Here is a 26,047-nt window from a genome sequence, read left to right on the forward strand (position 1 = left end):
AAATTAGCCAAAACAAAAAACCTCACTTTTTCTTAGTATTTTTGTAAAATAATGACTACAACCATATTCACACAAAATATACTATGAGTACCAATCCTCCAGTTCAACTTCCCTATACATCAAAAAATAAACTGCGTGTCGTTACAGCAGCAGCTCTTTTTGATGGACATGATGCAGCTATAAATATAATGCGCCGAATTATTCAGTCTTCGGGTGCAGAAGTTATCCATTTAGGACACAACCGTTCGGTAGAAGAAATTGTAAATTGTGCCATTCAAGAAGATGCACAAGCGATTGCCATTACTTCTTATCAAGGTGGACACGTAGAGTTTTTCAAATATATGCACGACCTTTTGAAAGAAAGAGGTGCAGGACACATCAAACTTTTTGGTGGTGGTGGAGGTGTAATTTTGCCTTCTGAAATCGAAGAGTTACACAATTACGGCATTACAAGAATTTATCATCCAGATGATGGGCGTGAAATGGGCTTACAAGGAATGATAAATGACTTATTAAAACAAGCAGACTTCCCGACAGGAAATGATGTAGAGATAAACGAAGTAGAAAAAATAAAAGAAAAAGATTCAAAGAATTTAGGAAGAATTATATCAGCCGTAGAAAACTACCCAGAAGAAAATAAAGCTCTTTTAAAGAAAGTAAAAGAATTAATACCTGAAAGAGTAGCTCCTGTTTTGGGAATTACTGGAACAGGTGGTGCAGGTAAATCTTCATTAGTTGATGAACTTGTAAGACGTTATTTGATAGATTTTGAAGACAAAACGATTGCCATTGTTTCTGTTGATCCTTCTCGTCGTCGTACTGGTGGTGCGCTTTTGGGCGACCGTATTCGTATGAATTCGATTACAAACGACCGTGTTTATATGCGTTCGTTGGCTACTCGTCAGTCCAATTTAGCTCTTTCAAAATACGTTCAAGATGCGATTGATATTCTTCGTGCAGCCGAATTTGATTTAATTATCGTCGAAACTTCTGGAATTGGACAATCTGATACAGCCATTACAGACCATTCTGATGCTTCTTTGTACGTTATGACACCAGAATACGGTGCAGCTTCGCAATTAGAAAAAATCGATATGATTGATTTTGCTGATGTAATTGCACTCAATAAATTTGACAAACGTGGTGCTTTAGATGCACTTCGTGATGTCAAAAAACAGTACAAAAGAAACCGTAATTTGTGGGATACGCCAGATTCAGAAATTCCAGTTTTTGGTACGATTGCATCACAGTTTAATGATGTAGGAATGAATACTTTGTATCGTTCCTTAATTGACCAAATTAATAAAGTCAATGAAAATTCGCCTACAAAATTATTTGATTCTTCTTTCGAAATTTCAGCTTCTACGTCTGAAAAACAGTATATTATTCCTCCTTCAAGAGTTCGTTATCTATCAGAAATTAGTGAAAATAACCGTCGTTATGATGAAAATGTAGAGCAACAAGCCGAAATTGCACAGAAATTATACGGTTTAGAACTTTCAATCGATTCTATTTTGAGTAATGAAGAAATAGAAAAAGAATTAAAAGATTCTATCATTCAAGGCTTGAAAGATACTTTCGAACAAATAAAACTTTCTTTAGAAGGTACAAATTGGAAAATCATTGAAGATTGGCAAACAAAAGTTGCTACTTATACGGCTGATGATTTTGTTTATAAAGTTCGTAACAAAGAATTTAGCCTTAAAACTTATACCACTTCCCTTTCTCAAACCAAAATCCCTAAAATTTCTCTACCAAAATACAAAGCGTGGGGAGATATTTTGAAATGGAATTTACAAGAAAATGTACCAGGGGAATTTCCTTATACGGCAGGCGTTTTTCCGTTTAAGCGTACAGGCGAAGACCCTACTCGTATGTTTGCAGGAGAAGGAGGACCCGAACGAACCAACAGACGTTTTCATTATCTTTCAAAAGGAATGCCTGCTGCACGACTTTCGACGGCTTTTGATTCGGTTACTTTGTATGGAGAAGACCCAGCGTATCGCCCAGATATTTATGGAAAAGTAGGTAACTCTGGTGTAAATGTATGCTGCCTAGATGATGCAAAAAAACTCTATTCAGGTTTTAATTTGGCTGACCCAACTACATCGGTTTCGATGACAATTAATGGTCCTGCTGCTACGGTTTGTGCCTTTTTTATGAATGCAGCTATTGACCAACAATGTGAAATTTACATCAAAGAAAACGGATTAGAGGAAGAAGTTGAACAAAAAATTAAGAAAAAATACGAAGGCAAAACTCGTCCTACGTATAATGGCGATTTGCCAGAAGGAAATAACGGCTTAGGTTTGATGCTTTTGGGAGCAACAGGCGATGAAGTTTTAGATAAAGAAATCTATGATAAAATAAAAGCCAAAACACTCACACAAGTACGTGGAACGGTTCAAGCTGATATTTTGAAGGAAGACCAAGCGCAAAATACGTGTATTTTTAGTACCGAATTTTCGCTAAAACTCATGGGAGATATTCAACAGTATTTTATTGACCATTCTGTTAGAAATTTCTATTCGGTTTCTATTTCGGGTTATCATATTGCAGAAGCTGGCGCAAATCCTATCACTCAACTTGCCTTTACACTTAGCAACGGTTTTACCTTTGCCGAATATTATTTGAGTAGAGGAATGGATATTAATGATTTTGCACCGAATTTCTCGTTTTTCTTTTCGAATGGAATTGACCCAGAATATTCTGTTATTGGTCGTGTTGCTCGTCGTATTTGGGCAAAGGCGATGAAAAACAAGTACGGAGCAAACGATAGAGCGCAAAAACTAAAATATCATATCCAAACTTCGGGGCGTTCACTTCACGCACAAGAAATTGATTTTAATGATATTCGTACTACGTTACAAGCCTTGTATGCCATTTACGACAACTGTAACTCGCTGCATACCAACGCTTACGACGAAGCCATAACGACACCAACGGAAGATTCTGTTCGTCGTGCTGTGGCGATTCAGCTTATCATCAATAAAGAATTAGGACTAGCAAAAAATGAAAATCCTTTGCAAGGTTCGTTTATTATTGAAGAACTAACTGATTTGGTAGAAGAAGCTGTTTTGAAGATTTTTGACCAAATTACTGAGCGTGGTGGTGTTTTGGGAGCGATGGAAAGACAGTTTCAGCGCACACAAATACAGGAAGAAAGTATGTATTACGAAATGCAAAAACATACAGGCGAATATCCGATTGTGGGTGTAAATACATTTTTGTCTTCGAAGGGTTCGCCTACCGTTATTCCTGCCGAAGTAATTCGTTCGACAGAAGAAGAAAAAGAGTATCAAATAAATATGCTTAAATCTCTTCATTCTTTCGACGAACAAAAAAGCAAAAACATCTTGAAAGACCTTCAAAAAGCAGCCATCAAACACGAAAATATGTTTGAACACTTAATGACAGCTACTAAAACCTGTTCGTTAGGACAGATTACTAGAGCATTGTTTGAAGTTGGGGGGCAGTATAGGAGGAATATGTAGGTAGTTTAGTATTTTTTATTATTTAGCTGTTCAGTATTTCCATATATTGAGCAGCTTTATATATCACTTAAATTAACCTTAACAATTAGATGAATATTAATGATTTAAACGACATAGTTCAAAAACTATATGATAAGTATTCTGAATTTCAGTTTACACAACAGTTACAAAGTTTTGGCGAATTGTATGGGTGGGATGATTTAGACGAAATTATAGCTAAAGCTAATCAAGACAGAAGCAATAAAACAACATTTATAAAAAGCGTAGTTTTATCTTTACACAAAAAAGGAGAGTTACAGAGTTTTTTGACAGAAAGCTTAGAGCCTACCTTCTCTATTTCAGATTTTAAAAGTGTCTGTTTGCATATGTATGATTATTTATCTCAACTAGAAGATATTCCACTATTTTTTCAGCAAGCCACATCCCAAAATGAAACGTATGGAGGAAGTAGAGAGGCAGTGTATAGAAATGCAGTTTTGGCTCACTTAAAGGCTATTTACAAGCAAAGTAGTGGATTAGTTACAGCAGAATCTTTACAAAAAGGTGGTAAAGTAGATATTTCTATTCAATTAGAGAACAATGAAAAATTACTTATTGCTGAATTTAAGATTCGTAGTGGAGAGACAATTACAGGTTGTCTAAATCAGTTATCATTTTATGCTAATAGAAACTCTACTAATTTATCAGTTTTCATATTAGAAGAAGGAGGAGACCAAGCCTACTCTAATGCTGTAACAAAATTAAAAGATTTTGTAAATTCAAAAGATAATTTTGAAGAGATTTATGATAACGCATATTTGTTAAAGGGTAGTAAATTATTAGACGAATCAGATATTATAGAGAGAAATCTATTTATATCTGTTTTTCATACACCAAAAGGATAATATATTCCTCAAAGCCGTTGTTGGTCTTTAGTTTCGGCTTGCCGTTACGATGACCCACAACAGACAGACGAACAGCAGTAAGACAAAAGATTTGTTTTTTGTTTTTAATTAGCACTAGTTTTGGAGGTAGGTTTGCAAATTGGTCGGTGTGTTTTTTGTTGGTCATCACAACAGCATTGCCGAAGTTAAAGACCAACAAAGGTGAGAGAAACTATCTTTTATTTGACTTTTACATATCTCAATTTTAAAAAAAATATGATACCAACGAGGACTTTTATATATTTTACTTTCTACCTATTTACAGGGTTACTTTTTTCATGTTCGGCACAACACTCTCAAGAGTCATTAACTTCTCAAGAAGAATTTGAAAAGAAATACAAAACCTATTTGAGTACTTATCCTGAAGAGCAACTTCTTTCTTTAGAAGTAATACAAGATGTAAAAAACTTTTCAGTAGAAGATATTACAGGCAATAGTATAACTTTTGGTAAGGATAGTAATAAACCTACTGTGCTTTTACTTTTTGCTACTTGGTGTCCGTCGTGTAAAGTAGCGATGGAAGAAATAAACAAAAAACTTATTCAGTTAAAGGGAAATGTCCAATTTATATCTATAGGAAGAGAACATTCAAAGGAAGAGTTGATAGAATGGAGTAAAAATAGAAAGACAAAGATGAAAATTGTTGAAGATGAAAATAGAGAAATATTTAACTACTTTGCTGAAGAATATATTCCTAGAGTTTATGTGATTGACAAAGAAGGAAAAGTTATTTTTCAAGATTACGGCTGGTCTGCTGAAACAACAGAAATGGTAGAGGAAGCCTTAGATTTGATATAAAGAATATTACTGCATCTTGTCATGATTTTTGTACTTCTGTTGCAAGTGGAAATCAGATTTTACAGATTTTCTTTATCGCTTTTTATCTTCTTTAGCTGTTCAATATCTTCTCTATCTTTCGGACGGTTATGAAATTCTTTATCCTTTATTACATCTTCCAAACATAAAAAAGATACTTGCACGTCGTCAAATATTGTAACTTCTTTTTTATCAAATGAAGACCTAAAATCTAATCTAGAGTCCATTTTTGGTAATAAATCAAGTGTAAATTCTTCAAATTCATATCTAAAAAAAGATTTTTTTGGATTAGGAGCTTGTTCTTCTTTTGCTCTCGTCATATCTCTTCCCAAATCTTCTAAAGCATTTAACAACTTAAAATAATTGGAATAAGAAGGGTTGTACCAAAAATCTAAGTCAAGTTTACTTGCAACTTTACCATCAGCTAAAAAGGACATTCTAAAATATCCATTAAGAGCAACAGCAGTTCCACCTACTAAAATATAGTCAATTGAATGTCTGTTAAATATTTCACAAACTTTTTTGAGTATCTCAACAAGATTATTTTTCATTTTTATTGTGCTTAATCTTATCAGAAACTGGCTTTTTAACAATTTTACTTCTAAGAAAAATTATTCCCTCTTCATATTCTTTATACCTTCTTATGGTCTCTTCCATATTTTCAGTAGGTTTTCCATCTGCTTTTAGTTCTTCAAAACTTGAAAATTGTTTTAATTCATTCATAATTATATTTTTTAGATTTGTATTAAATAACGTACAAAATTCATTCTAAGTTTAAAAAAGAAACTATTTTTTTGCAAGTGGAAATTAGCTTTTGATAATTGAGATACTACAATTTTTATACTATCAATTTCATTTTTTTGTATAAAAATAGTAACCGAAGTCGTTTTTAGGCGTGAGTAATTGGGTTTTAGGACATAATTACGTCGGTGAGGTTTTTTATAGAACCTTCTTTGAATAATTTGTTATTTGAAGAAGGTTTTTTTGTGAGTAATCAAACCTTTCTGTATAGGTTGCACGTTATTGAAGTAAGAATTTAATAAAACAGAAAATCTAAAATAGAGTAGTATGAACAATTCAGATATCAAACTCAATTTATTTCGTCGTATAGATATGCTTTCTGATGATGTATTACAAGACCTTCAAAAAGTGGTAGATAATTTTATTGCTAAAAAAAGTGTTTCGCCATCTCTAAAAGAACGAAAATTTGGAGCAATGAAAGGACTCGTAACTTATATGTCAGATGATTTTGATGAACCTTTAGAGGATTTTAAAGACTATATGTAAAGCAAAACTTAAATTATGAAAAACTATTTATTAGATAGGCATACTTTACTTTGGTTTTTGAATGGCGATGATACGCTTTCCAAACCTGCAAAAGATATTTTGAGAGATATAGAAAATACCATCTTTGTTAGTATTGCTTCGTTGTGGGAAATCGGAATCAAAATGAGCATAGGAAAGTTAAAACTAGCTTATTCTTTAGAGGAAATTGTAGAAAATATGCAGTTGCAAAATATACAAGTTTTGGCTATCCAACCTTTGCACATAATTAAAATGACAACCTTACCTTTTCATCATCGTGACCCATTTGATAGAATCATTATAGCACAAGCCATAACAGAAAAAATGAAATTAATTAGCAGAGATGGAGAATTTAAAAAATATGAATGCGATTTGATATGGTAGGAAAAGGCAAGACATTTTTATAGAACCTTCTTTGAATAATTTATTATTTGGAGAAGGTTTTTTGTTGTCTCAAAACATCAAAACCATTTAATGCGTATATTTAGGAAAGCATTTACCACTAATTTTTAAAAGCCATGCAACAGCAAAAACAAACCAGACTTTCATTAGAAGATTATATACAATTAGAAGAAGAAACGAACCAAAAATATGAATATTATAATGGCTATGTAGAAGCGATGGCAGGAGGAACGTATGAACATAATACAGTTACTGGCAACGTATTTTCAGAAATAAATATGAAGTTAAAAGGCAAACCGTGCCAAATAATGAATAGTGATACGAAACTGTATTTAGAGAATAGCAATAGTTATCTTTATCCTGATGCGATGATTTTTTGTGGAGAAAAAGAACAAGCTGAAAACTATAAAGATGCTTTCAAAAATCCTGTTGTGATTATAGAAGTATTGTCAAAATCTACTGAAGCGTTTGATAGAGGAGATAAATTTGACTTATATAGACAGCTTCCTTCACTTCGTCATTATGTTTTGGTAAAACAAGATGAAGCAAAAATTCAGATTTATTCTCGTCAGAGTCCGGCTTCATTATGGAATATTCAGACTATTGAAGGCTTAGAAAATTCGTTAGAGTTGGTCATTTCTGAAACCGAAACATTAAATATTCCTTTCATTGATATTTACGATAGAATAATTTTTGAAAACTAATACTCAAAATAGTAGTTAAAATGCTTTTTATAAAACCTTCTTTGAATAATTTATTATTTGAAGAAGGTTATTTTTGTTTATTAAATTTTTCTACTTATTTTCTATTTCAACTAAAAATTTTAGACATAGAGTGAGTAACAAAAAGACAAAACCGTTATTTTTGAGTTAGAATAAAAAGTGAAGTAAATAAGGAATTTTTGACAGAAAATTATGAGCCAATCAACTCCAAAAAACAAAGAAGAATTAAGAGAACATTTAAAGGATATTATCCGAAATATTCCTCGCCAACCGGGAATTTATAAATATAAAGACGAGAATAATGAAATTATCTACGTAGGAAAGGCAAAAGAACTTAGAAAACGTGTGTCTAGTTATTTTACTAAGTCGCATCAATATGATAGAAAAACAAGGCAGCTTGTTCGTGAAATTAGAAACATAGCCATCACAATTGTAGATAGTGAAGCTGATGCGCTGCTTTTAGAGAATAATTTGATAAAGGCGCATCAACCAAAATATAATATTTTATTAAAAGATGGAAAATCATATCCCTATATTTGTATTACAGATGAGCCATTTCCTAGAGTTTTTACGACCAGAACGCCAAACAGAAAGCAAGGCACAAACTATGGACCTTATACCAATGGAAAAACGCTCTATGCACTCAACGAACTAATCAAAAAATTATATACTCTTCGAACGTGTTATTTCAATCTGAGTGAAGAAAATATTGCAGCTAAGAAGTACAAAGTATGTCTAGAATATCACATCAAAAACTGCAAAGGACCTTGTGAAGGATTGCAAGAAGAAGAAGATTACTTGAAAGATATTGAGCAGATTAGGAATATTTTGAGAGGAAAAACAAGCCGAGCTAAAGAATATTTTAAAGCTAAAATGAAAACGGCAGCCGAAAAAATGGAATTTGAAGAAGCCCAAAAAGCAAAAGAAAAATGGGAAGCTCTTCATACTTACCAAAGTAAATCTCTTATCACAAATCCGAATATTTCAGATACAGAAGTTATTGCGCTTTTAGATGATGAAGCAAATGTATATGTAAATTATCTCAAAATTGAAGACGGAAGTATTGTCTATACAGCTAATCAATCTTATAAAAAACGCTTAGAGGAAAGTTTAGAAGATATTTTGCCGATGATAGCCGTAGAGTTTAGGCAGCGTTTTGGAAGTGAGGCAGAGCGAATTGTTAGTAATGTTTCGGCAGAAATTCCATTGCCAAAAGTAGAAGTAATTAATCCTAAAATTGGAGATTTACGTAAATTATTAGATTTATCACTCAAAAATGTAGGCTACTTTAAAAAAGAAAGACTTCGTAAGAAACTAGATTTTGCAGAGCGTAAGCAAGAAAAAGGACTTGTAGCTGTCGAAGCACTTCAAAAAGATTTGGGTTTGAAAGAATTACCAATGCATGTCGAATGTTTTGATAACTCAAATTTGCAAGGCACAAATCCAGTTTCGTCGATGGTTTGTTTTATGAATGGAAAACCTTCAAAGAGAAATTACAGAAAATACCACGTCAAGACAGTAGAGGGAGCGAATGATTTTGCAACGATGTATGAAGTTGTTTATCGTCGTTATAGAAGGCTTTTAGAGGAAAAACAGCCGTTGCCAAATTTGGTAATTGTTGATGGTGGAAAAGGACAACTAAGTTTTGGGGCACAGGCGTTGAAAGATTTAGATTTATATGGAAAAATTCCGATTATAGGAATTGCAAAGCGTTTGGAGGAAGTTTTTTATCCAGAAGACCAGCATCCTATTTATATCAATAAAAAATCCCCTTCTATAAAGCTCATTCAGCATTTACGAAATGAGGCACACCGTTTTGCCATCACTTTTCATAGAGATGTAAGAAGTAAAAATGCCCTTCGTAACCCTTTAGAAAATGTAAAAGGAGTAGGAAGAGCAACTATTGAAAAACTACTTATTGAGTATAAATCGATTAAAAAGATTGCCAAAACACCTGATTCAGAACTCAAAGAATTGATTGGAGCAAATCGTACTCGTCTTATCAAAGAATATATCAAAAATAATCCTGATTTGTTGAGTTAGAATATATTATAAACCTTTCTTTCAAACTTTCTATTTCTTCTTTTTCTTTGACTCTATTAACGTAATAGAATACAGGAAACATAACTGTAAAAAAGACAATAGCTGATAAAGTAGTATTAAATATTTCGTCCCACTTTATTTCCCAAAAATAATGGCTACCATCATAGGCTTGTTTATAATTAATGGCTGAATTTAGCATTGTAAATAAAAATAGAAAGAAAAGTCCAGTTATTAAAAACTTAGCAAATTTATTGAGTTTTTTACTGAGAGCAATTTTTTTAACTCCTTCTCTTTCTACCACTTTACCTATGAAAACTGTATAAAAAGCTCCTTGCCACCTACTATACCTCCAAACTTCAAACCCATTTTTATTAACTGTTCCTGAATAACTAGAGCTACGTTCAGTAAAAGTTAGAAAATGATTCCATAATGTATTTTCTCTTTTATGTTTGAGGCTGCTTTCTAGATTTTTTAAAGTTTTTTCTAAATCTGTCATAATTTAAAGTCAAGTAGTTGTATTTTTTCTATTAAATACGTCTTTATGACAATAAATGTTGAGGGTAGTGTTCTAACACAACAAAACTAAACATTCAAAAACCTTTTATTCTTTCAAATTAACTTTCTTCAACTCTCCTGTTGGACTCAAAATATAAATTGTTTTATCCTTTTTTTCTTCTTTTGGTAAAGTATAACGAACTTTCAGCGTAAAAAATAACTGTACAGCAGGTTCTAAAATGGTCGGATTGATGATACATTCTATATTGTCATAATCTAGTTTTTCATAAAAGGCACTTGGAGTACGATTTTCATTATTTATTTTTGAGTTTTTTGAAAAAGAAGTTTTTCCCTTCGAAACAGCTTCATACGAACGGTATCTATCAAAAGGAAAAAAAGTCTGAAAGTTTTCATCGGCTACTTTCTTAGCCTTTGAAATCTTAATATTTGCACTATCATAGAGTTTTTCTTTTTTAGTGATAAGTTCGAAGGCTTTTTTACGTAATTTTTGATAGAGAATGTCTGTATCGTTTATGAAATATTCTACTTTCGATAAATCATAAATCTCATTTTCGGCAGCTTTGGCAATAATTTTATCTAGTATTTTGTTGTCTTTGAAACGAATATGAACATTCTTTTTAAGTTCAAAACCGACAGGAACTTCATTATACGTCCTGCTAAAAAGCTTTTTCTCAATATCGTATTCATATTCTGGCACAAGCGAGAGAAAATCAATAATCATTTCGTTCTCTTTAACTCCTAACTCTAAAAGACCTTTCTGAAAATTAGCAATTCGTTTGTCCATATTTTCTTGCACATCTTTGAGTTTTTCTCCTTTCTGTTCGATATGAAACATTGCTACATATTCATCTGCCGTTACATTCATCAAAACCGTTGATTCTAATTCTATCATTCTATTATTCAAAATAGTTGCTACTGGTAGAGTTTGAGAAGGATTTTTATCTGTGTTATAATTTGAATTATTGTAATTATAATTGGCTCTATTTTGAGAAAAACAAAGAGAAGTAGCTAGAAAGAAAAGACAAAATAATGAGATAAATAACTTGTTGTTCGTTTTCATGAAATTTGAGTAAATTTGGTAAAAATAAGTCTAAAATTATATAAAATGATAAATCTCTCTAATTTACAAAAAGATAAGTTTTCGACAGCACAAGTAATAGCAGATATTGGTGTTTTGATATTAGTTTTGATTAATCTAATACTGATTGTTTTTAATTTTCTCTTTACTGCTCATTTGGTTCAAGATTTTCTCAAAACTTATCTTACCTCATTTTATCATTTTTATAATGATTATATATTCAAAAATTTTGCGCTCATAGATTTAGTCTTTGTAGGAATTTTTATTTCTGATATTGTTGTTCGTTGGGCGATTGCCATTTATCTAAAAACCTATCATCGTTGGTTTTTTTATCCATTTGTCCATTGGTATGATATTTTGGGCTGTTTGCCTTCGTTTCGTTCTTTGCGTGTTTTGCGTTTGGTAGCTATTTTATACAAACTTCATTTGATGGAAGTAATAAACCTTGCCAATACTTATTTGTATAAAACAGGAGGTAAGTATTTTTCTATTTTCGTAGAAGAAGTTTCAGACAGAGTAGTGATAAATGTTTTGAATGAAGTACAAGGAGAAGTAATGAAAGGAAGCCCAATTGTAGAAAAAATAGTAGAAGATGTAGTTCAGCCTCGCTCAAATCTACTGACGACTTGGCTAACCAAACGTGTGCAAGTGGTGGCTGCAAAGAATTATCCAACCTATAAATACGAACTCAAACGGTATGTAGAAACCCTGATAAATGAAGCCGTAGAAAAAAATGCAGAGATAAAAACAATAGGGAAAGTACCTGTAATGGGCGAATTTATTTCTCAAAATCTGGAAAGAGCGATTGCAGATATTGTTTTTAATGTTGTCAATGGGCTTGTAGAAGATGCTACAACCGTCGAAAATAATAGGATTCTGAAAGAAGTAACCGAAATTTTGGTAGAGGCATTGCTTATTGATTCGAAATCTCAAGAGCAATTTGGGATGATAACAAAAGGAATGGTAAATGAAGCTTTAGAGCTTATCAAAAAACAAGTTGCTATCAAACAATGGAAGGTAAAAGAACTGGAAGAAAAAGAATTTGGAATTAGTCCACCACCACAGGAGAGCATAGAGGAAATCAAGGCTGAATGGGAAGAAGAAAAAACAGGAATAAAATCGAATAAGAATCCTAAACGAAAATAAACTGTTACTTTCTGATTTGATTGTTTTGATAATTAGGAATTTACATTCATCATTTACAATTAATAATTCATCATTCTCAAAAAATGCCAACTTGTCTGAAATTGGTAAAAAAAATTAAAAGAACTACCTTTGCAAATTAAATAAACGGATTTGTACGGTTTTCGAATTACCGTAGCTGATAGTTTCCAAACTGTCAGAAAAAACATATTGAATAAAATACATCAAAAAATATCATTCAAGCAGTTGAAAACTGTTTGGTACATAAATAAATCATAAATTTTGGATATACAAGGAGTAATTATTGGCATTTTGCAGCTTTTGGGCTCACTTTCTATTTTAGTAGGATTGCACGAACTGGGACATTTGTTGGCAGCAAAGTATTTTGGAGTGAGAGTAGAAAAATTTTCTATTGGTTTTCCTCCTAAAATATTTGGTTTTAAATACGGAGAGACAGAATATTGTCTGAGTGCTTTGCCTTTGGGTGGCTACGTCAAAATAACAGGAATGATAGATGAGTCTTTAGATACTGACCAAATGAAAGGCGAACCTCAACCCTATGAGTTTCGCTCAAAACCAGCGTGGCAGCGTCTTATTATTATGTTAGGTGGTGTTATTTTCAACGTCGTTTTGGGTATTTTGATAATGGTTGCGATTGCCTTTACTTACGGCGAAAAATACATTCCGATAGAGGAAGTAAATAAATACGGAATTGAAGTAAATGATTTAGGAAAAAGCCTAGGACTTCAAACAGGTGATAAAATTATTAATATCAATGGAGAAACTCCAAAGTCATTTAAAGATTTATTAGACCCTGCTTTTATCTTAAATGATGATTCATATTATACCATCGAAAGAAATGGTCAGCAGAAAAAAATTCCAATTACAAGTGAGTTTTTGCAAATTTATAGCTCGGATAAAGATGAAGCAAAAGCATTTATGACAATGCGTGAATCAAAATATCCTTTTACAATTGGAGCAATAGCACCAGATAGAAATGCAGAAAAAGCAGGACTGAAATCAAAAGATAAAGTCATAAAAGTAAATGAAACTGTAACAACAGACTTCGAAGTTTTCCAAAAACTTCTACATCAAAATGCAGGAAAAACACTTACTTTTGTAGTGGAAAGAGATGGAAAAACAATGAATTTGCCTGTGAGTGTGGCTGCTGATAGTACAATTGGAGTTGGAATAAGTTATGAAATCAACTTTGTAGAACGTCCATATAGTCTTACAGAATCTTTAGAAGTAGGTACAAAATCGGCTTTTGGAGTAATTGGTGTACAAGCAATGGCATACAAAAAAATGGCAAAAGGCGATATTAATGCCTCTGATTCATTGAGTGGCCCTATTGGAATGGTTATGATTTTTGGAATGGAATTCGATGCTTATCGTTTTTGGAGAATTACAGGGTTTTTGTCAATGGTTTTGGCATTTATGAATCTTTTACCAATTCCTGCCCTTGATGGTGGACACGTTATGTTCCTTCTTTATGAAATGATTACGGGTCGTCCTCCTTCGGACAAATTCTTAGAAATTGCTCAAAAAATAGGAATGGTAATTATTCTTTGTCTTATGATTTTTGTTTTTGGAAACGATATTTGGAAACTAATAAAAGCTGGACTCAACTTATAAGAATTTAGAGTTCTGTTGTTGTTGGTGTCTTACCAATAACAAAATAGTATAAGTTTATTACAAGGCTAAAAGGATAATCTATGAATATGATTCATTTATCTTTTTAGCCTTCTTCAATTTTAATTATTAACCCTTCTTTAAACCTTAAATATTTAGCTTTATGAAAATTATTCAATTCCTTTTGTATCTTTTTTTTATTACTCTTCCGTTTCAAAATTCTCTCTTTGCTCAAGATGAAAATTCAGAAAGTAGTAGTGATACGCTTTCAAGTTCTTCGATAGACCCTTATAATTTTGAAGCTCAATTTGATTATCAAGGCTCTAGTTATAAATATTCAGTTTCTGAAAAGGGAGATGACTGGTATAGTTTGGTTATTTGGAGAAAAAATACACTCTTAGAAGGAGAAGCCAAAATGATGGAGGTTTATTCTAGTCATATTATGATTGAAGATGAAATGAAGGCAACTAACAACAAAAATGCTCGTGTTCGAATTCGTTATGCAGAAAAACAAGGATATGTATGGAAACCTTATGAACACGATTTTATGCAAGTAATATTTTTATTTGATACACAAAAAATAAATTACGCTCCTTTTGGTGCAAAGATGATAGACCGAAGCAAACACAGTAATATTCCAAATGATAAATTGGTTCTATCTTTTGATAATAAAACCTTCACACTTGGAGATGCCGTCAAGACAAGCATTGAGTTTTTTATAATGAAATATCCAAAGCTATTTTATATGTAAGGCTGAATTAATTTATAAAAACAAATAAAATTAAAGAAGCATTTCACAAAACTATATCGTCTTTGTAGAAACGATATTAGAAAATGACTATATTTGTTATATGCTTTTTTGAAGGTTGATATAATAGAATTTCAAATCTACTTATACCTTCTGATTCAGAGTTTTTATATATAAGCTACTGGTATTTTCAAATAACTCGTTTTTTTGATACTATTAGCTCTATTACTCTTCTGAAAATCAAAATTATAACTCACTAAAAATAGATTGATTAAAAACTAAATAATCTCAATTTTGAGATAAAATTAGCCTTTTAACAATTATTATAAAATAGTATTTTTACTTGATTTTTGATTAATTTTTAATCTAAAGTCGTTCAATTCTTTCTACAAATGAAAAAAAATCTCTTTTCGTTTCTTCTCTTGTCTTTGGTTTGGCTAATTTGTTTAATGCCTTTTGCTTCCTTTGCACAAGACAATATAAACTCTCCTTTCTCAAATCATTCTGTTTCTGATAAGCACAACCATACAAAAGAAGCAGCTATGAACGCTCCAAAGGCGAAAACACCACTTACTTTTATAGAGAATAAAAATCAATGGGATGATGTGGTAAAATATAGAGCAAGTATTCCGTCAGGCTTTTTATTTATTCGTCAAAACTCTTTACAATATTCTTTCTACGATGCGAATGCTTTAAAATTGATACATGCTCATGGAGAAGAAGAACATGAAGGACACGAGCCTAATGAAGAAATTTCTTCTACCATAAAAGCACATTCTTTTGAGGTAGCGTTCGAAAACTCTAATCCTTCTCCTCAGATTATTTCTGAACAGGTCAATGAAACCAAATTTAATTATATTTTAGGAAATGACCCTAGTAGATGGGCAGAGAATACAAGAGGCTTTGGAGAACTTACTTACAAAGATTTATATCCAAATATTGACCTTCATTTATATTTGAAGGAAGATAATCTAAAATATGATTTTATTGTTTCTGCTGGTGCAAACCCTTCAAAAATAGGAATGAATTATAAGTATGCTGATAAAGTAAGTTTGGAAAGTGGGCATTTGCATATCCAAACGTCTGTCAATGAAGTTATCGAACAAGCTCCTTATTCCTATCAAATTATTGATGGAAAGAAAGTAGAAGTTCCTTCAAAGTTTGTTCTTAAATATGCAAAAGATAATAAAAAAGGTAAATCTCCTCAAGTTACTTTTGAGTTTCCAGAAGGCTATAATAAAAAATATGAACTTATTATTGACCCAATCTTGATTTTTTCTACTTTTTCAGGAGCTTCTTCAGACAACTGGGGAAATACAGCTACGTATGATGATGCAGGAAATTTATATTCTGGAGGTACTTCTTTTGGTGGTGGTTTTCCCATTACAACTGGAGCTTTTGACGTTGATTTTGGGGGAGAAGTAGATGTAGCTATTTTGAAATACAACTCACAAGGAACAGGTATTTTTTATGCTACTTTTTTAGGTGGAAGTTCTTCAGATGTTCCTTCTAGTATGGTTGTAAATAGTAGAAACGAGTTGATAATATTAGGTACGACAGGTTCTTCAAACTTTCCTACGACCTCTGGCTCTTATGATAATACATTTGATGGAGGGACAAATACAAGTGTAATAGGCTATGATTTTGATAATGGCTCTGATATTTTTGTGTCTAAGCTTAACTCAAGTGGAACTAGACTTGTAGGTTCTACTTTTTTGGGTGGGCAGGGCAATGATGGAATCAACTCTCTTGGTTTTGATGTTTTTGTGGATAATCCTTTGGTCAAAAATTACGGAGATGAGATTAGAGCAGAGATAAATATTGATAATTTAGATAATATTTACATTGCCAGTACGACCAACTCAAATAATTTTCCATTAGTCTCAGCACACCGAACCACTTTTCAAGGAAGACAAGAAGGGGTAGGCGCAAAATTTGACCCTACGCTAAGTTCACTTTTATGGAGTACATATATTGGAGGAAATGGCATAGATGCTGCTTTTGGAATCCAACTTTCACAAAGAGGAGATATTTATGTAGTGGGTGGAACATTGAGTAATGACTTGATTACACACGCAGCTACAATGGAAAGTAATTATAGAGGAGAAATAGATGGTTTTATAGTTCGTTATGCTTCTAATTTTGCGTGGCAAGGAGCAAGTTATTTAGGAACTCCATTCTATGACCAAGCCTATTATGTAGATGTTGATGAGAGTGGTTCTGTCTATATTTTTGGACAGACACAAGGCTCTCAGCCTGTTACATCAGGCGTATATTCTAATGCTAGAGGTGGATTATTTATTCGTAAAGTATCTTCTAATCTTAATAATATTGTTTGGGCAACAACTATTGGAAGCCAAGACTTTGAGCCTAATATTACACCTACGGCTTTTATGGTAAATGACTGTGGATATATCTATTTGGCAGGTTGGGGAAGCCCTAGAATTTATCAAGGAAGACCTTCAAACTATTTATCAAACATCAATACAACAGGGTTGCCTATTACTTCTAATGCGTTGCAAAGTACGACAGATGGAAATGATTTTTATACAATGATTTTGGATGAGAATGCTCAAAGTTTAGTCTATGGAAGTTTCTTTGGAGGAAGTGGAGAAGGAAGGGAACATGTAGATGGAGGAACAAGCCGTTTTGATAAAAAAACAGGAACTATCTATCAAGCTGTCTGTGCATGTAGTGGAAGTGGTTTTACTACTACCCCTGGAGCATTTTCTAATCAAAATAATTCTAGTAATTGTAATAATGCAGCCTTCAAAATAGAAATGGGCATCTTAAAAGCTGATTTCGATACGAATGACGGAGTGCTTAGTGGCTGTGTTCCTTTTTCAACTACGTTTGTAAATCAAAGTGTTGAAGGAGTTACCTATGAATGGGATTTTGGAGGTTTAGGAGTTTCTACACAAGACGATAATGTTCCTTTTACATTTGATGTTGCAGGAACGTATCAAGTTAGATTAATAGCTACCAACCCTATTCTTTGTATTAAGAAAGATACAGCTTATCTTGAAATTGTTGTTTCACCTGCTGATTTTACTATTTCACCTGATGTAACTATTTGTAGAGGAGAATCAACACAATTAGAAGCTACTGGAGGAGTGAATTATCTTTGGACACCAACAACAGGATTATCTGACCCTACCATCGCAAACCCTATTGCAAGTCCGACCACCACTACAACTTATTCACTAACGACAGAAACAGCAGCAGGTTGTCGTGGAAATCTTACCACTACGGTAACTGTTTTGCCAGAACTCATTGCTAGTTTTGGTCTGACGCTTGGAGATGTTTGTGATGGAGATTCTACTGTCAGTATTATCAATACCAGTCAAAATGCTACTTCTTATCTTTGGGATTTTGGAAATGGACAAACTTCAACAGCACAAAATCCACCAACTCAAAGTTATTCATCAGGAACTTATACAATTAGATTAATAGCTACTAATGCACTTTGTAATGCTAAAGATACCGTTGAAAGACAATTTGTGATTGATACAGATACATTTGATTTCAATTTTTCATCAGATACCACAATTTGTTTTGGAGAATCTGTACAACTTAATGTAACTGGAGGAGATTCTTATCAATGGACACCAGCAACAGGATTGAATGATGCAACTATTGGAAATCCGATTGCTTCACCTACTGAAACAACAACTTATACAATAAAAGTAGTAGGAAGTAGTGGTTGTGAAGAAGAACGTCAAATTCAAGTGGTTGTGGCAGAAGAAATGATTCCAAACTTTGATATTGTACAATCTACTGATTGTAATGAAGCTGGTAGAATAGAACTTGTAAATAATACAGTTGGAGCTGATTCTTATCTTTGGGACTTTGGAAACGGACAAACCTCTACACAACAAAACCCATCTGTTCAGAGCTATACAGCAGGAACATATATCATAAAATTAGTAACTGAAAGTGAATCTTGTAACGACAAAGATTCTGTCGAAAAGCAAATTGTAATTACTCAAGATGCTTTTATTTATAACATAAAAGATACTACAATTTGTGAAGGACAATCTGTACAGTTTGATGTAACTGGAGGAGCTTCTTATCAATGGACACCAATAACAGGATTAAGCAATGCAACTATTGGAAATCCAATTGCTTCTCCTGCCGAAACAACTGTTTATACTGTACAGGTAACAGGAAGCAATGGCTGTCAAGAAGAACGTCAAGTAGAAATAGTAGTTGGAGAAGAAATAGTTCCAAGTTTTGATATTGTGCAATCTACTGATTGTGCTGAAATAGGCAAAATAGAACTTGTAAATAATACAGTTGGAGCTGATTCTTACCTTTGGGACTTTGGAAATGGAGAAACATCTACGCAAGAAAATCCAACTATTCAAAATTATGTAGCAGGAACATATACTATAAAATTAATCATCGAAAGTGAGGCGTGTAACCCTATAGATTCAATCGAAAAACAAATTGTAATTACTGAAGATACTTTCGTTTATGATATGGATGATGCTACAATTTGTACTGGACAATCTGTGCAATTTAATGTAACTGGAGGAGTTTCTTATCAATGGACACCAACGGCAGGATTGAGCGACCCAACTATCGGAAATCCAATTGCTTCACCTACCGAAACAACTGTTTATACTGTACAGGTAACAGGAAGTAACGGTTGCCAAGAAGAGCGTCAAGTAGAAATAGTAGTTGGAGAAGAGATAGTTCCAAACTTCGACATTGTGCAATCTAATGAGTGTGCCGAATTTCCAACAATTAGTATAATAAATAATACCGTTGGAGCAACTTCTTATCTTTGGGACTTTGGAAATGGAGAAACTTCAACAGCACAAAATCCTACAAATATAGCATATAGCACAGATGGAAAATATAGAATCAAATTGATATTAAATAATATTGCTTGTTCAGATTCTCTTGTTAAAGAACTTGATTACTTTACAAACGATTTCTTTATCTCTCCAGATAATTCTATCTGTTTAGGTCAGTCTTTACCTTTAGAAGTTGGAAGTGGCATTTCTTATCAATGGACACCAACAGCAGGATTGAGCGACCCAACTATTGCAAATCCAATTGCTTCACCTACCGAAACGACAACCTATACAGTCAGTATCACAACTGCAAGTGGTTGTATCAAAGAAGAAGAAGTAACAATTACTGTTTTGGAAGAATTAAAGCCTGATTTTGATGTTATTATTTTAGATAGATGTGATAAGATACCAATTGTAGAAATAGTAAATAATTCGGTAGGAGCAACTTCTTTCTTTTGGGATTTTGGAGATGGAAGAACCTCAACGCTTCGCAATCCTCCTTCTTTTCAATATGCTAGTGAAGGTGTTTATCCAATTACATTAAGAGTAGAAAATTCGCTGTGTCAAGATTCCACACAAAATGACGCAAATTCAGTCATTGATGATAATAATATATTCTTGTCATCAATCAAAATGCCTGAAAGCCCAACAATTTGTAGAGGTGAAAATGCACAGCTTAATGTAGAAGGTGGAAATGCTTTTGAATGGACACCAGCAACAGGATTGAGCGACCCAACTATCAGAAATCCAATTGCTTCGCCAGACCAGACAACTATCTATAATGTTCGAATTTCTAACCTTGATGGAGGTTGTTTTACAGATAGTACGGTTACGGTTACAGTAGTTGATAAGTTGGTTCTTGATTTTGATATTCAACATTCGCCTGAGTGTGGCGCACCAGCAACGATTCTTTTTAATGGGAAAAATACTGGAAGTGGCGATTGGATTTGGGATTTAGGAAATGGAGAAACTATCAATGTCTCAAACCCAACAGAATATACTTATACAGAAGCAGGAACTTATACAATCACTTTGAAGGCTTCGAACGGAGTTTGCGACCAAGAACAGACCACAACAGTTACCGTTGATAATGTATTGCCTCCTAATGTAATTACACCAAATGGAGATGGATTGAATGAGACTTTTGTATTAGACAAAGCAAATGCAGGTTGGAAACTTCAAATTTATGACCGTTGGGGAACAGAAGTTTTCTCGGCCGATGACTACAACAACGACTGGGGAAGTAAAGCCAAACCAGCTATGTATTATTACTACTTAACTTCTCCTGATGGAGATACATGTAGAGGTTGGATTCATGTTTTGCAGTAAAAGGCTGAAAATATAGTAACAGAAAAATCCCTTCAAATTTGTTTTGAAGGGATTTTTTAAAGTTAAATTTCTCTAAAAAAGGCATTTTTTACTTAATAAAATAAGACGATACTGCTATAAATACGTCTTAAAAGCAAGCTTATTCATTAATAACAAAAAACACTAAACAATATTTATAATGAAAAATCACTTCAAAATCTATCTCTTACCTTTCCTAATGTTACTTCTTTTTTCAACTTCTTGTAGCCTAGTTGATAGTGTTTGTAAAGATGGGCAGGGAGAAGTAATAACTCAAAGTAGAATAGTTTCTTCATTTGAAGCCATCGAATCGAAAGGAAGTTTTACTGTAAATATTTTTCAAGATTCTAGTATCAAAACACAGTCTGTATCTATTTCAGCACAAGAAAATATCATTGACCTTATCCAAACAAATATCGTAGGAAATAGCCTTATTATTGACAATGACGAATGCTATAATACCAATGAAGAGGTAATCATTGAGGTTCGTACTCCAGTGCTTTCTCAAATTGTTTTGAGTGGTTCTGGAAATATTATTTTGCAAGATATAGCTCGTATTAGCAATGCAGAGAATATAGAAAATTTAGAATTTATTTTAAATGGTTCAGGTAATATCCGTACGACACCAAATAATCCTGTCATAACAACAGGAAATTGTACTGCAAAACTAAAAGGTTCTGGAGATATTGAATTGGATTTGGAGGTAGCAAATAAAGTAACTGCTATTCTTGAAGGCTCAGGAACTATTCTTTTCAGAGGAACAGCTGCAGAAAATGCTCTAAATGTTAGTGGCTCTGGAAATATCCAAGCATTTTTATTACCTGTCCTGACAAGTACAGCAGAAATAGTTGGTTCTGGAATTATTGAACTAACAGCGACAGATGATGTAAATACTCCTTCACAAGCAACCCTAAATGCACAAGTAAGTGGAAGTGGAATCGTCCGTGTAAAAGGTAATGCAGGAGTTCAATGGAATGTATCAGGTTCAGGTAAAATTGAAAAAGTAGAGTAGTGTAATAAAGTAGGATTATTCAAATAATAAAATTGATAGTTTTTTTAAATAGTCAAAATAATTTTGTAATTTATAGCATAATCTTCTGAAAAGGTTATGCTTTTTTATTAAAAACTCTTGATGAATCTCTACCAATGAATACTAGCTTACCTTCTCAAAATATATCTTTACTTGTTGAGGAATTAGAAAGTCTGAGAAAAGATTTCAATTTTGATAAGAAAGAAGATAAAGAAGAGTTTTATAAAAAGAATAATCTTTTATTTGCCTATGTGTCAGCAAATATTTCTCGTCTGATGCCTCAAATTCCCTATCCTAAACACAAAATAATTTTTGAAAAACTATTATTCAATCTTCAACTACTGAATATAGAAGAGCAAAATCCTACACTTTTTGCTCCACACTTTGAGTTCTTTGATACGACAAAAAACAAAGATATTCTGCAAAAGTCTAAAGAAGGAAAACCCTTTTTATTTTGTTGTTTTCACTTGGGTTCTTATTCTTTGCTTCCTACTTTATTTACATATAATGATTTAGATTTTGGATTCTTATTAAATCAAAATTTGATGGATAGAAAGGCAGAAAGTTTTTCGAAAGGACATAAAATATTATGCAAACGTATAGAAAACGAACGTAAAACAAATGTAAAATCAGAAATGCAACTCATAAATGTAGAAGAAAAAAAAGGCATTTGGCAAGCAATCAAAATGCTCAAAAAAGGTAAATCATTGATTGTGTATGCAGATGGAAATACGGGGACAAATAGCGTAAAGAAAGAAAAAGAAAATACTGTCAGAGTAAAATTCTTAGGAGAAAATCTACTAGTAAAACAAGGAATTGCTTTCTTATCCTATCTTTGTAAAGTTCCAATTGTTCCAGTTATATCAAATAGAGTAAATGAAAAAATAGAGTTCAGTTTGAAGAGAAAGTTTGAATTTTTACCTGTTATTTATCCACCCAACTTTGAAGATAAAAAAACAGAAAAAGAAGTAATCTCAAAAGAAGAATTTGCAGTACAAACAATGCAAGAATTATATACTAGTTTGGAAAAAGAAATTTGTAAGAACAAAAAAGACATTGAACAGGTAAGTCAATGGGAGGGATGGATTTTTGTGAATAAATTTTTTGGGCAGCTTCAAAAACCAATGACATCAAAAGTAGAAGTACAAAAAGAACAGCTAAATGCTAGTTATATTTTTAATGAAGCACGTTTTGCGCTTATCGAAAGCAATAAAAATGATAAGAAAAACGAGAAAAAAACCTTGTTTGATAAATATACTTATCGTTTTTTTCCTGTATCTGACCTACTTTTCGAAATAATTACTTATTTTTCTGTTCCAAAAAAGTTATATTTGTTTGTTACCGAAAATAATCAAGCTAATCAGGCATCAGAAAATGATAGTAACTCCCCTGTTTCTATTGATTCTAGCTCTGAATTAGAGATTCTAAAAACAAATATTCCTATAAGTGCATTAGAAAAATTAATTAACAAAAATATTTTAGTAGAAAGTAACTAATAATAAAGAAGGCAGAATTAAAATTTAAAATATTTTTTTCATTTTAATTAGAATCCTAACTATTATAAAAAAACTTTTAATGACATAAACTTATACTACTTACGCCCATAACCCCTTTATATTATGCCGAAAGGCTTTTTATGGTTTTTTTTACTGTTGTTTTTACTAAACCTATTCGCATTTGTTAATGTATATGGTCAGCAAGATACGACTGTTTTGTTTTCAGATTCTCTTTCGAAGGAGACAATGTCTATTTCAAACTTGAAGAGAGAACTTAAAGAAATAACAAGTAAATCAAAAATCACTGAATCAGACTCACTACGTCAGTTTTCCATTTTAGATTCATTAATTAATTTTTATAAGGATAAAAACAAAAAAGAATATAATTATTTTGTATCTGAAAAAAATAACTTAGCTTTTAAGTATATTTTACCTCTAAAAATTCCCATCAAAGAAGAGAACTATATCAATATTGGAGAAAATATAGGTGTTTGGAAAGATACTACAGATGGAAAAATAGCCATTGAAGAAATAGTAAATAATCCTGTGAATTTATTTTCTCCCAATACTATTAACTCCTCAAATATAGAAGTAGGAGGATATTATTGGCTACGTTTGAAGTTAGTTGGAAATGGCTTGAGAGATGAGGTAGTAGCCTTACAGATTGGTTCTGTTTTCGAAGCTTGGTCAGAGATTATATTTTATCGTTCTGTCGAAGATGATGCTTTCCATATAGAACGCTCAGGGACAGAGATAGACCCCAAAGAAAAGCCAATAAAACAATGGCGTAATTATTTTTATATTGATGTTGCTGCTCAAGAAGAAGTTGTTGTTTATATTCGCCTACATTCCAATGAACTTCGTTTTCATCCCAAACTCATTTTTGCTTCTTTAGGAGATGCTGCAAGTGTAAGTAAAGGAGCTGAAGAATTTACGTATGCTCAAGGTATTTTTCAAGGTGTTTTGTGGGTAATGGCTTTTTATAATCTATTACTATTCTTTATTATCAGAGATAAATTATATTTATATTATGTAATAATGATTCTAGGTATTCAACTAAATGTTTTTTATTATTATAGATATATCTATTTCTTATTTCCAACCTCACATCATCTTATTCGTTCCTTCATTGTTATTTCTCATCTTTTTATGATTGGAGGAGGGCTTCTTTTCTTGAAAAGTTTCTTAAATATAAGGGAGTTGTTGCCCAAGTGGGATAATTTTATCAAAATAATAAATTATACCTTAGTGGTGGCTGTAATTATATTTATTGCAGACCATTTATTCTTACAATATCCTATTTGGAGCAATAATTTTAGCTTATATAAATACGCCTTATTAGTTATTGTTTTGATAGGAATCATTTCTACTATTCTAGGCTTTATACTGGGTGTTTTAGCTCTTAGAAAAGGTTATTCTGCTGCTCGTTATTATCTAATTGCTACAAGTGGACTATTTGTTGGGGGTATTTTTTACGCTCTCTCTTATTTAATAAATGCACAAGTAGATTCTTTCGTTGATTCAGACATATTCATGTATCTGTTTCAAGGTGGAGTAGTAGTTCAACTTGTTTTCTATGCACTCGGTATTGGTTATCAAGTCAATCGTTTGGAAAGAGAAAAGTCAGATGCATTAGCTGAAAACTTAGAATTACAAAAGGAAACGACAAGTCTTTTAGAGAAGAAAGTAAAACAAAGAACGGTAGAAATAGAACAACAAAAAGAGGAAATAGAAGCTATCAATACTAGTTTGATGGAACAAAAAGGATTGATGGAAAAACGAAATAGCGACATTACGTCTAGTATCAACTATGCAAGGCGTATTCAAGATGCAGTTTTGCCTGATTTACGCTCTTTTAAACGTAGTGTTCCAAATTGCTTTGTTCTCTACAAACCAAGAGATGTTGTATCAGGAGATTTTTATTGGTTTGCTCAAAAAGAAAATCAAATCATTTTAGCTGCTGCCGACTGTACAGGACACGGCGTACCAGGGGCATTTATGTCTATTTTAGGAGATTCCTATCTCAATCAAATTGTTAATTTACAAGGTGTTACAAAGGCTGACTCTATCCTAAGTCGTTTACATGGACAGATTCGAAGAGCATTACGACAATCCAGTACGGAGAATAAAGATGGTATGGATATTTCTATCTGTGTAATTGATTTGGAGCAAAATAATGTTACGTTCGCAGGAGCAAAACGTCCTCTTTTATATGTTCAAGATGGCAAAATGCTTGAGATAAAAGGAGACAAACACTCGGTAGGAGGTTTTCAAACCAATGCTGAAAATTCATATACTGCACATCAAATTGATATTACCAAACCAACTTCATTTTATATATTTTCTGATGGATATGTAGATCAATTTGGAGGAGAGCAAGGAAGGAAGTTTATGATAAAAAGATTCAAAAAACTTCTTTTAGAGATTCATAATGAACCAATGGTAAGACAAAGACAATTACTTGCACAACATTTTGAAGACTGGAAAGGAAGAGAAAAACAAATCGATGATGTAATCGTAGTAGGTTTTCAAATTGAACCTTAAAGAGAG

18 protein-coding genes are annotated in these 26,047 nt (G+C 32.5%); 14 read left to right on the top strand and 4 right to left on the bottom strand.

The window, feature by feature from the left end; all coding sequences use genetic code 11:
• Window positions 1-83 precede the first annotated feature (83 nt).
• The 3 genes from WAF17_RS16880 to WAF17_RS16890 all read left to right on the top strand — a co-directional run bounded on the left by WAF17_RS16880 (window position 84) and on the right by WAF17_RS16890 (window position 5,215).
• A complete protein-coding gene (locus tag WAF17_RS16880; RefSeq protein ID WP_338762087.1) occupies window positions 84-3,494 on the top strand; it encodes a methylmalonyl-CoA mutase family protein in 3,411 nt (1,136 codons plus the stop codon).
• An 89-nt stretch (window positions 3,495-3,583) separates the two neighbouring features.
• Complete coding sequence (locus WAF17_RS16885; protein ID WP_338762090.1) at window positions 3,584-4,378, top strand: hypothetical protein; 795 nt, start codon at window positions 3,584-3,586, stop codon at window positions 4,376-4,378.
• Window positions 4,379-4,633: 255 nt separating this feature from the next.
• Window positions 4,634-5,215, top strand: a complete 582-nt coding sequence (locus tag WAF17_RS16890; protein WP_338762092.1) for a TlpA disulfide reductase family protein — start codon at window positions 4,634-4,636, stop codon at window positions 5,213-5,215.
• 59 nt (window positions 5,216-5,274) lie between these two features.
• Here the strand turns inward: WAF17_RS16890 and WAF17_RS16895 are convergent, their stop codons facing one another.
• A complete protein-coding gene (locus WAF17_RS16895) occupies window positions 5,275-5,784 on the bottom strand; it encodes a hypothetical protein (protein WP_338762094.1) in 510 nt (169 codons plus the stop codon).
• On the bottom strand, window positions 5,774-5,956 hold the full coding sequence (locus tag WAF17_RS16900) for a hypothetical protein (RefSeq protein WP_338762096.1): 183 nt from the start codon (window positions 5,954-5,956) through the stop codon (window positions 5,774-5,776). Before WAF17_RS16900 ends, WAF17_RS16895 begins: the two co-directional genes overlap by 11 nt.
• A gap of 345 nt (window positions 5,957-6,301) precedes the next feature.
• Between WAF17_RS16900 and WAF17_RS16905 the strand changes: the two genes are divergently transcribed.
• The 4 genes from WAF17_RS16905 (at window position 6,302) to uvrC (ending at window position 9,705) form a co-directional block, all read left to right on the top strand.
• A complete protein-coding gene (locus WAF17_RS16905; protein ID WP_338762098.1) occupies window positions 6,302-6,520 on the top strand; it encodes a DUF2281 domain-containing protein in 219 nt (72 codons plus the stop codon).
• A 15-nt stretch (window positions 6,521-6,535) separates the two neighbouring features.
• Window positions 6,536-6,922 carry a type II toxin-antitoxin system VapC family toxin gene (locus WAF17_RS16910; RefSeq protein ID WP_338762101.1) on the top strand — a complete coding sequence of 129 codons (387 nt, stop codon included), beginning with the start codon at window positions 6,536-6,538 and terminating at the stop codon, window positions 6,920-6,922.
• A 134-nt stretch (window positions 6,923-7,056) separates the two neighbouring features.
• Complete coding sequence (locus tag WAF17_RS16915; protein WP_338762104.1) at window positions 7,057-7,644, top strand: Uma2 family endonuclease; 588 nt, start codon at window positions 7,057-7,059, stop codon at window positions 7,642-7,644.
• Between the two features lie 210 nt (window positions 7,645-7,854).
• Entirely contained in the window at window positions 7,855-9,705 is a 1,851-nt protein-coding gene (gene uvrC / locus WAF17_RS16920) for an excinuclease ABC subunit UvrC (protein WP_338762107.1), read from the top strand.
• Here uvrC and WAF17_RS16925 read toward each other — a convergent pair.
• Together WAF17_RS16925 and WAF17_RS16930 are read right to left on the bottom strand one after the other, a co-directional pair.
• Window positions 9,677-10,201 (bottom strand): hypothetical protein, encoded by a 525-nt coding sequence (locus WAF17_RS16925; protein ID WP_338762110.1) that lies wholly within the window; start codon window positions 10,199-10,201, stop codon window positions 9,677-9,679. The two genes, uvrC and WAF17_RS16925, sit on opposite strands and share 29 nt — an antisense overlap.
• A gap of 105 nt (window positions 10,202-10,306) precedes the next feature.
• Window positions 10,307-11,281, bottom strand: a complete 975-nt coding sequence (locus WAF17_RS16930; RefSeq protein WP_338762113.1) for an SIMPL domain-containing protein — start codon at window positions 11,279-11,281, stop codon at window positions 10,307-10,309.
• Window positions 11,282-11,326: 45 nt separating this feature from the next.
• Between WAF17_RS16930 and WAF17_RS16935 the strand changes: the two genes are divergently transcribed.
• The 7 genes from WAF17_RS16935 to WAF17_RS16965 all read left to right on the top strand — a co-directional run bounded on the left by WAF17_RS16935 (window position 11,327) and on the right by WAF17_RS16965 (window position 26,041).
• Entirely contained in the window at window positions 11,327-12,445 is a 1,119-nt protein-coding gene (locus WAF17_RS16935) for a hypothetical protein (RefSeq protein ID WP_338762115.1), read from the top strand.
• 279 nt (window positions 12,446-12,724) lie between these two features.
• Complete coding sequence (gene rseP / locus WAF17_RS16940) at window positions 12,725-14,077, top strand: RIP metalloprotease RseP (RefSeq protein ID WP_338762117.1); 1,353 nt, start codon at window positions 12,725-12,727, stop codon at window positions 14,075-14,077.
• 160 nt (window positions 14,078-14,237) lie between these two features.
• Window positions 14,238-14,825 carry a hypothetical protein gene (locus WAF17_RS16945; RefSeq protein ID WP_338762119.1) on the top strand — a complete coding sequence of 196 codons (588 nt, stop codon included), beginning with the start codon at window positions 14,238-14,240 and terminating at the stop codon, window positions 14,823-14,825.
• Window positions 14,826-15,214: 389 nt separating this feature from the next.
• A complete protein-coding gene (locus tag WAF17_RS16950) occupies window positions 15,215-20,953 on the top strand; it encodes a PKD domain-containing protein (protein ID WP_338762121.1) in 5,739 nt (1,912 codons plus the stop codon).
• Between the two features lie 178 nt (window positions 20,954-21,131).
• The gene (locus tag WAF17_RS16955; RefSeq protein ID WP_338762124.1) at window positions 21,132-21,983 is read left to right on the top strand and encodes a DUF2807 domain-containing protein; all 852 of its coding nucleotides are present in this window, start codon (window positions 21,132-21,134) and stop codon (window positions 21,981-21,983) included.
• Between the two features lie 134 nt (window positions 21,984-22,117).
• Complete coding sequence (locus WAF17_RS16960) at window positions 22,118-23,497, top strand: hypothetical protein (RefSeq protein ID WP_338762127.1); 1,380 nt, start codon at window positions 22,118-22,120, stop codon at window positions 23,495-23,497.
• A gap of 123 nt (window positions 23,498-23,620) precedes the next feature.
• Window positions 23,621-26,041 carry a 7TM diverse intracellular signaling domain-containing protein gene (locus tag WAF17_RS16965; RefSeq protein ID WP_338762131.1) on the top strand — a complete coding sequence of 807 codons (2,421 nt, stop codon included), beginning with the start codon at window positions 23,621-23,623 and terminating at the stop codon, window positions 26,039-26,041.
• Window positions 26,042-26,047 lie beyond the last annotated feature (6 nt).

The sequence above is a fragment of the Bernardetia sp. ABR2-2B genome (genome assembly GCF_037126435.1).
Lineage (GTDB): Bacteria > Bacteroidota > Bacteroidia > Cytophagales > Bernardetiaceae > Bernardetia.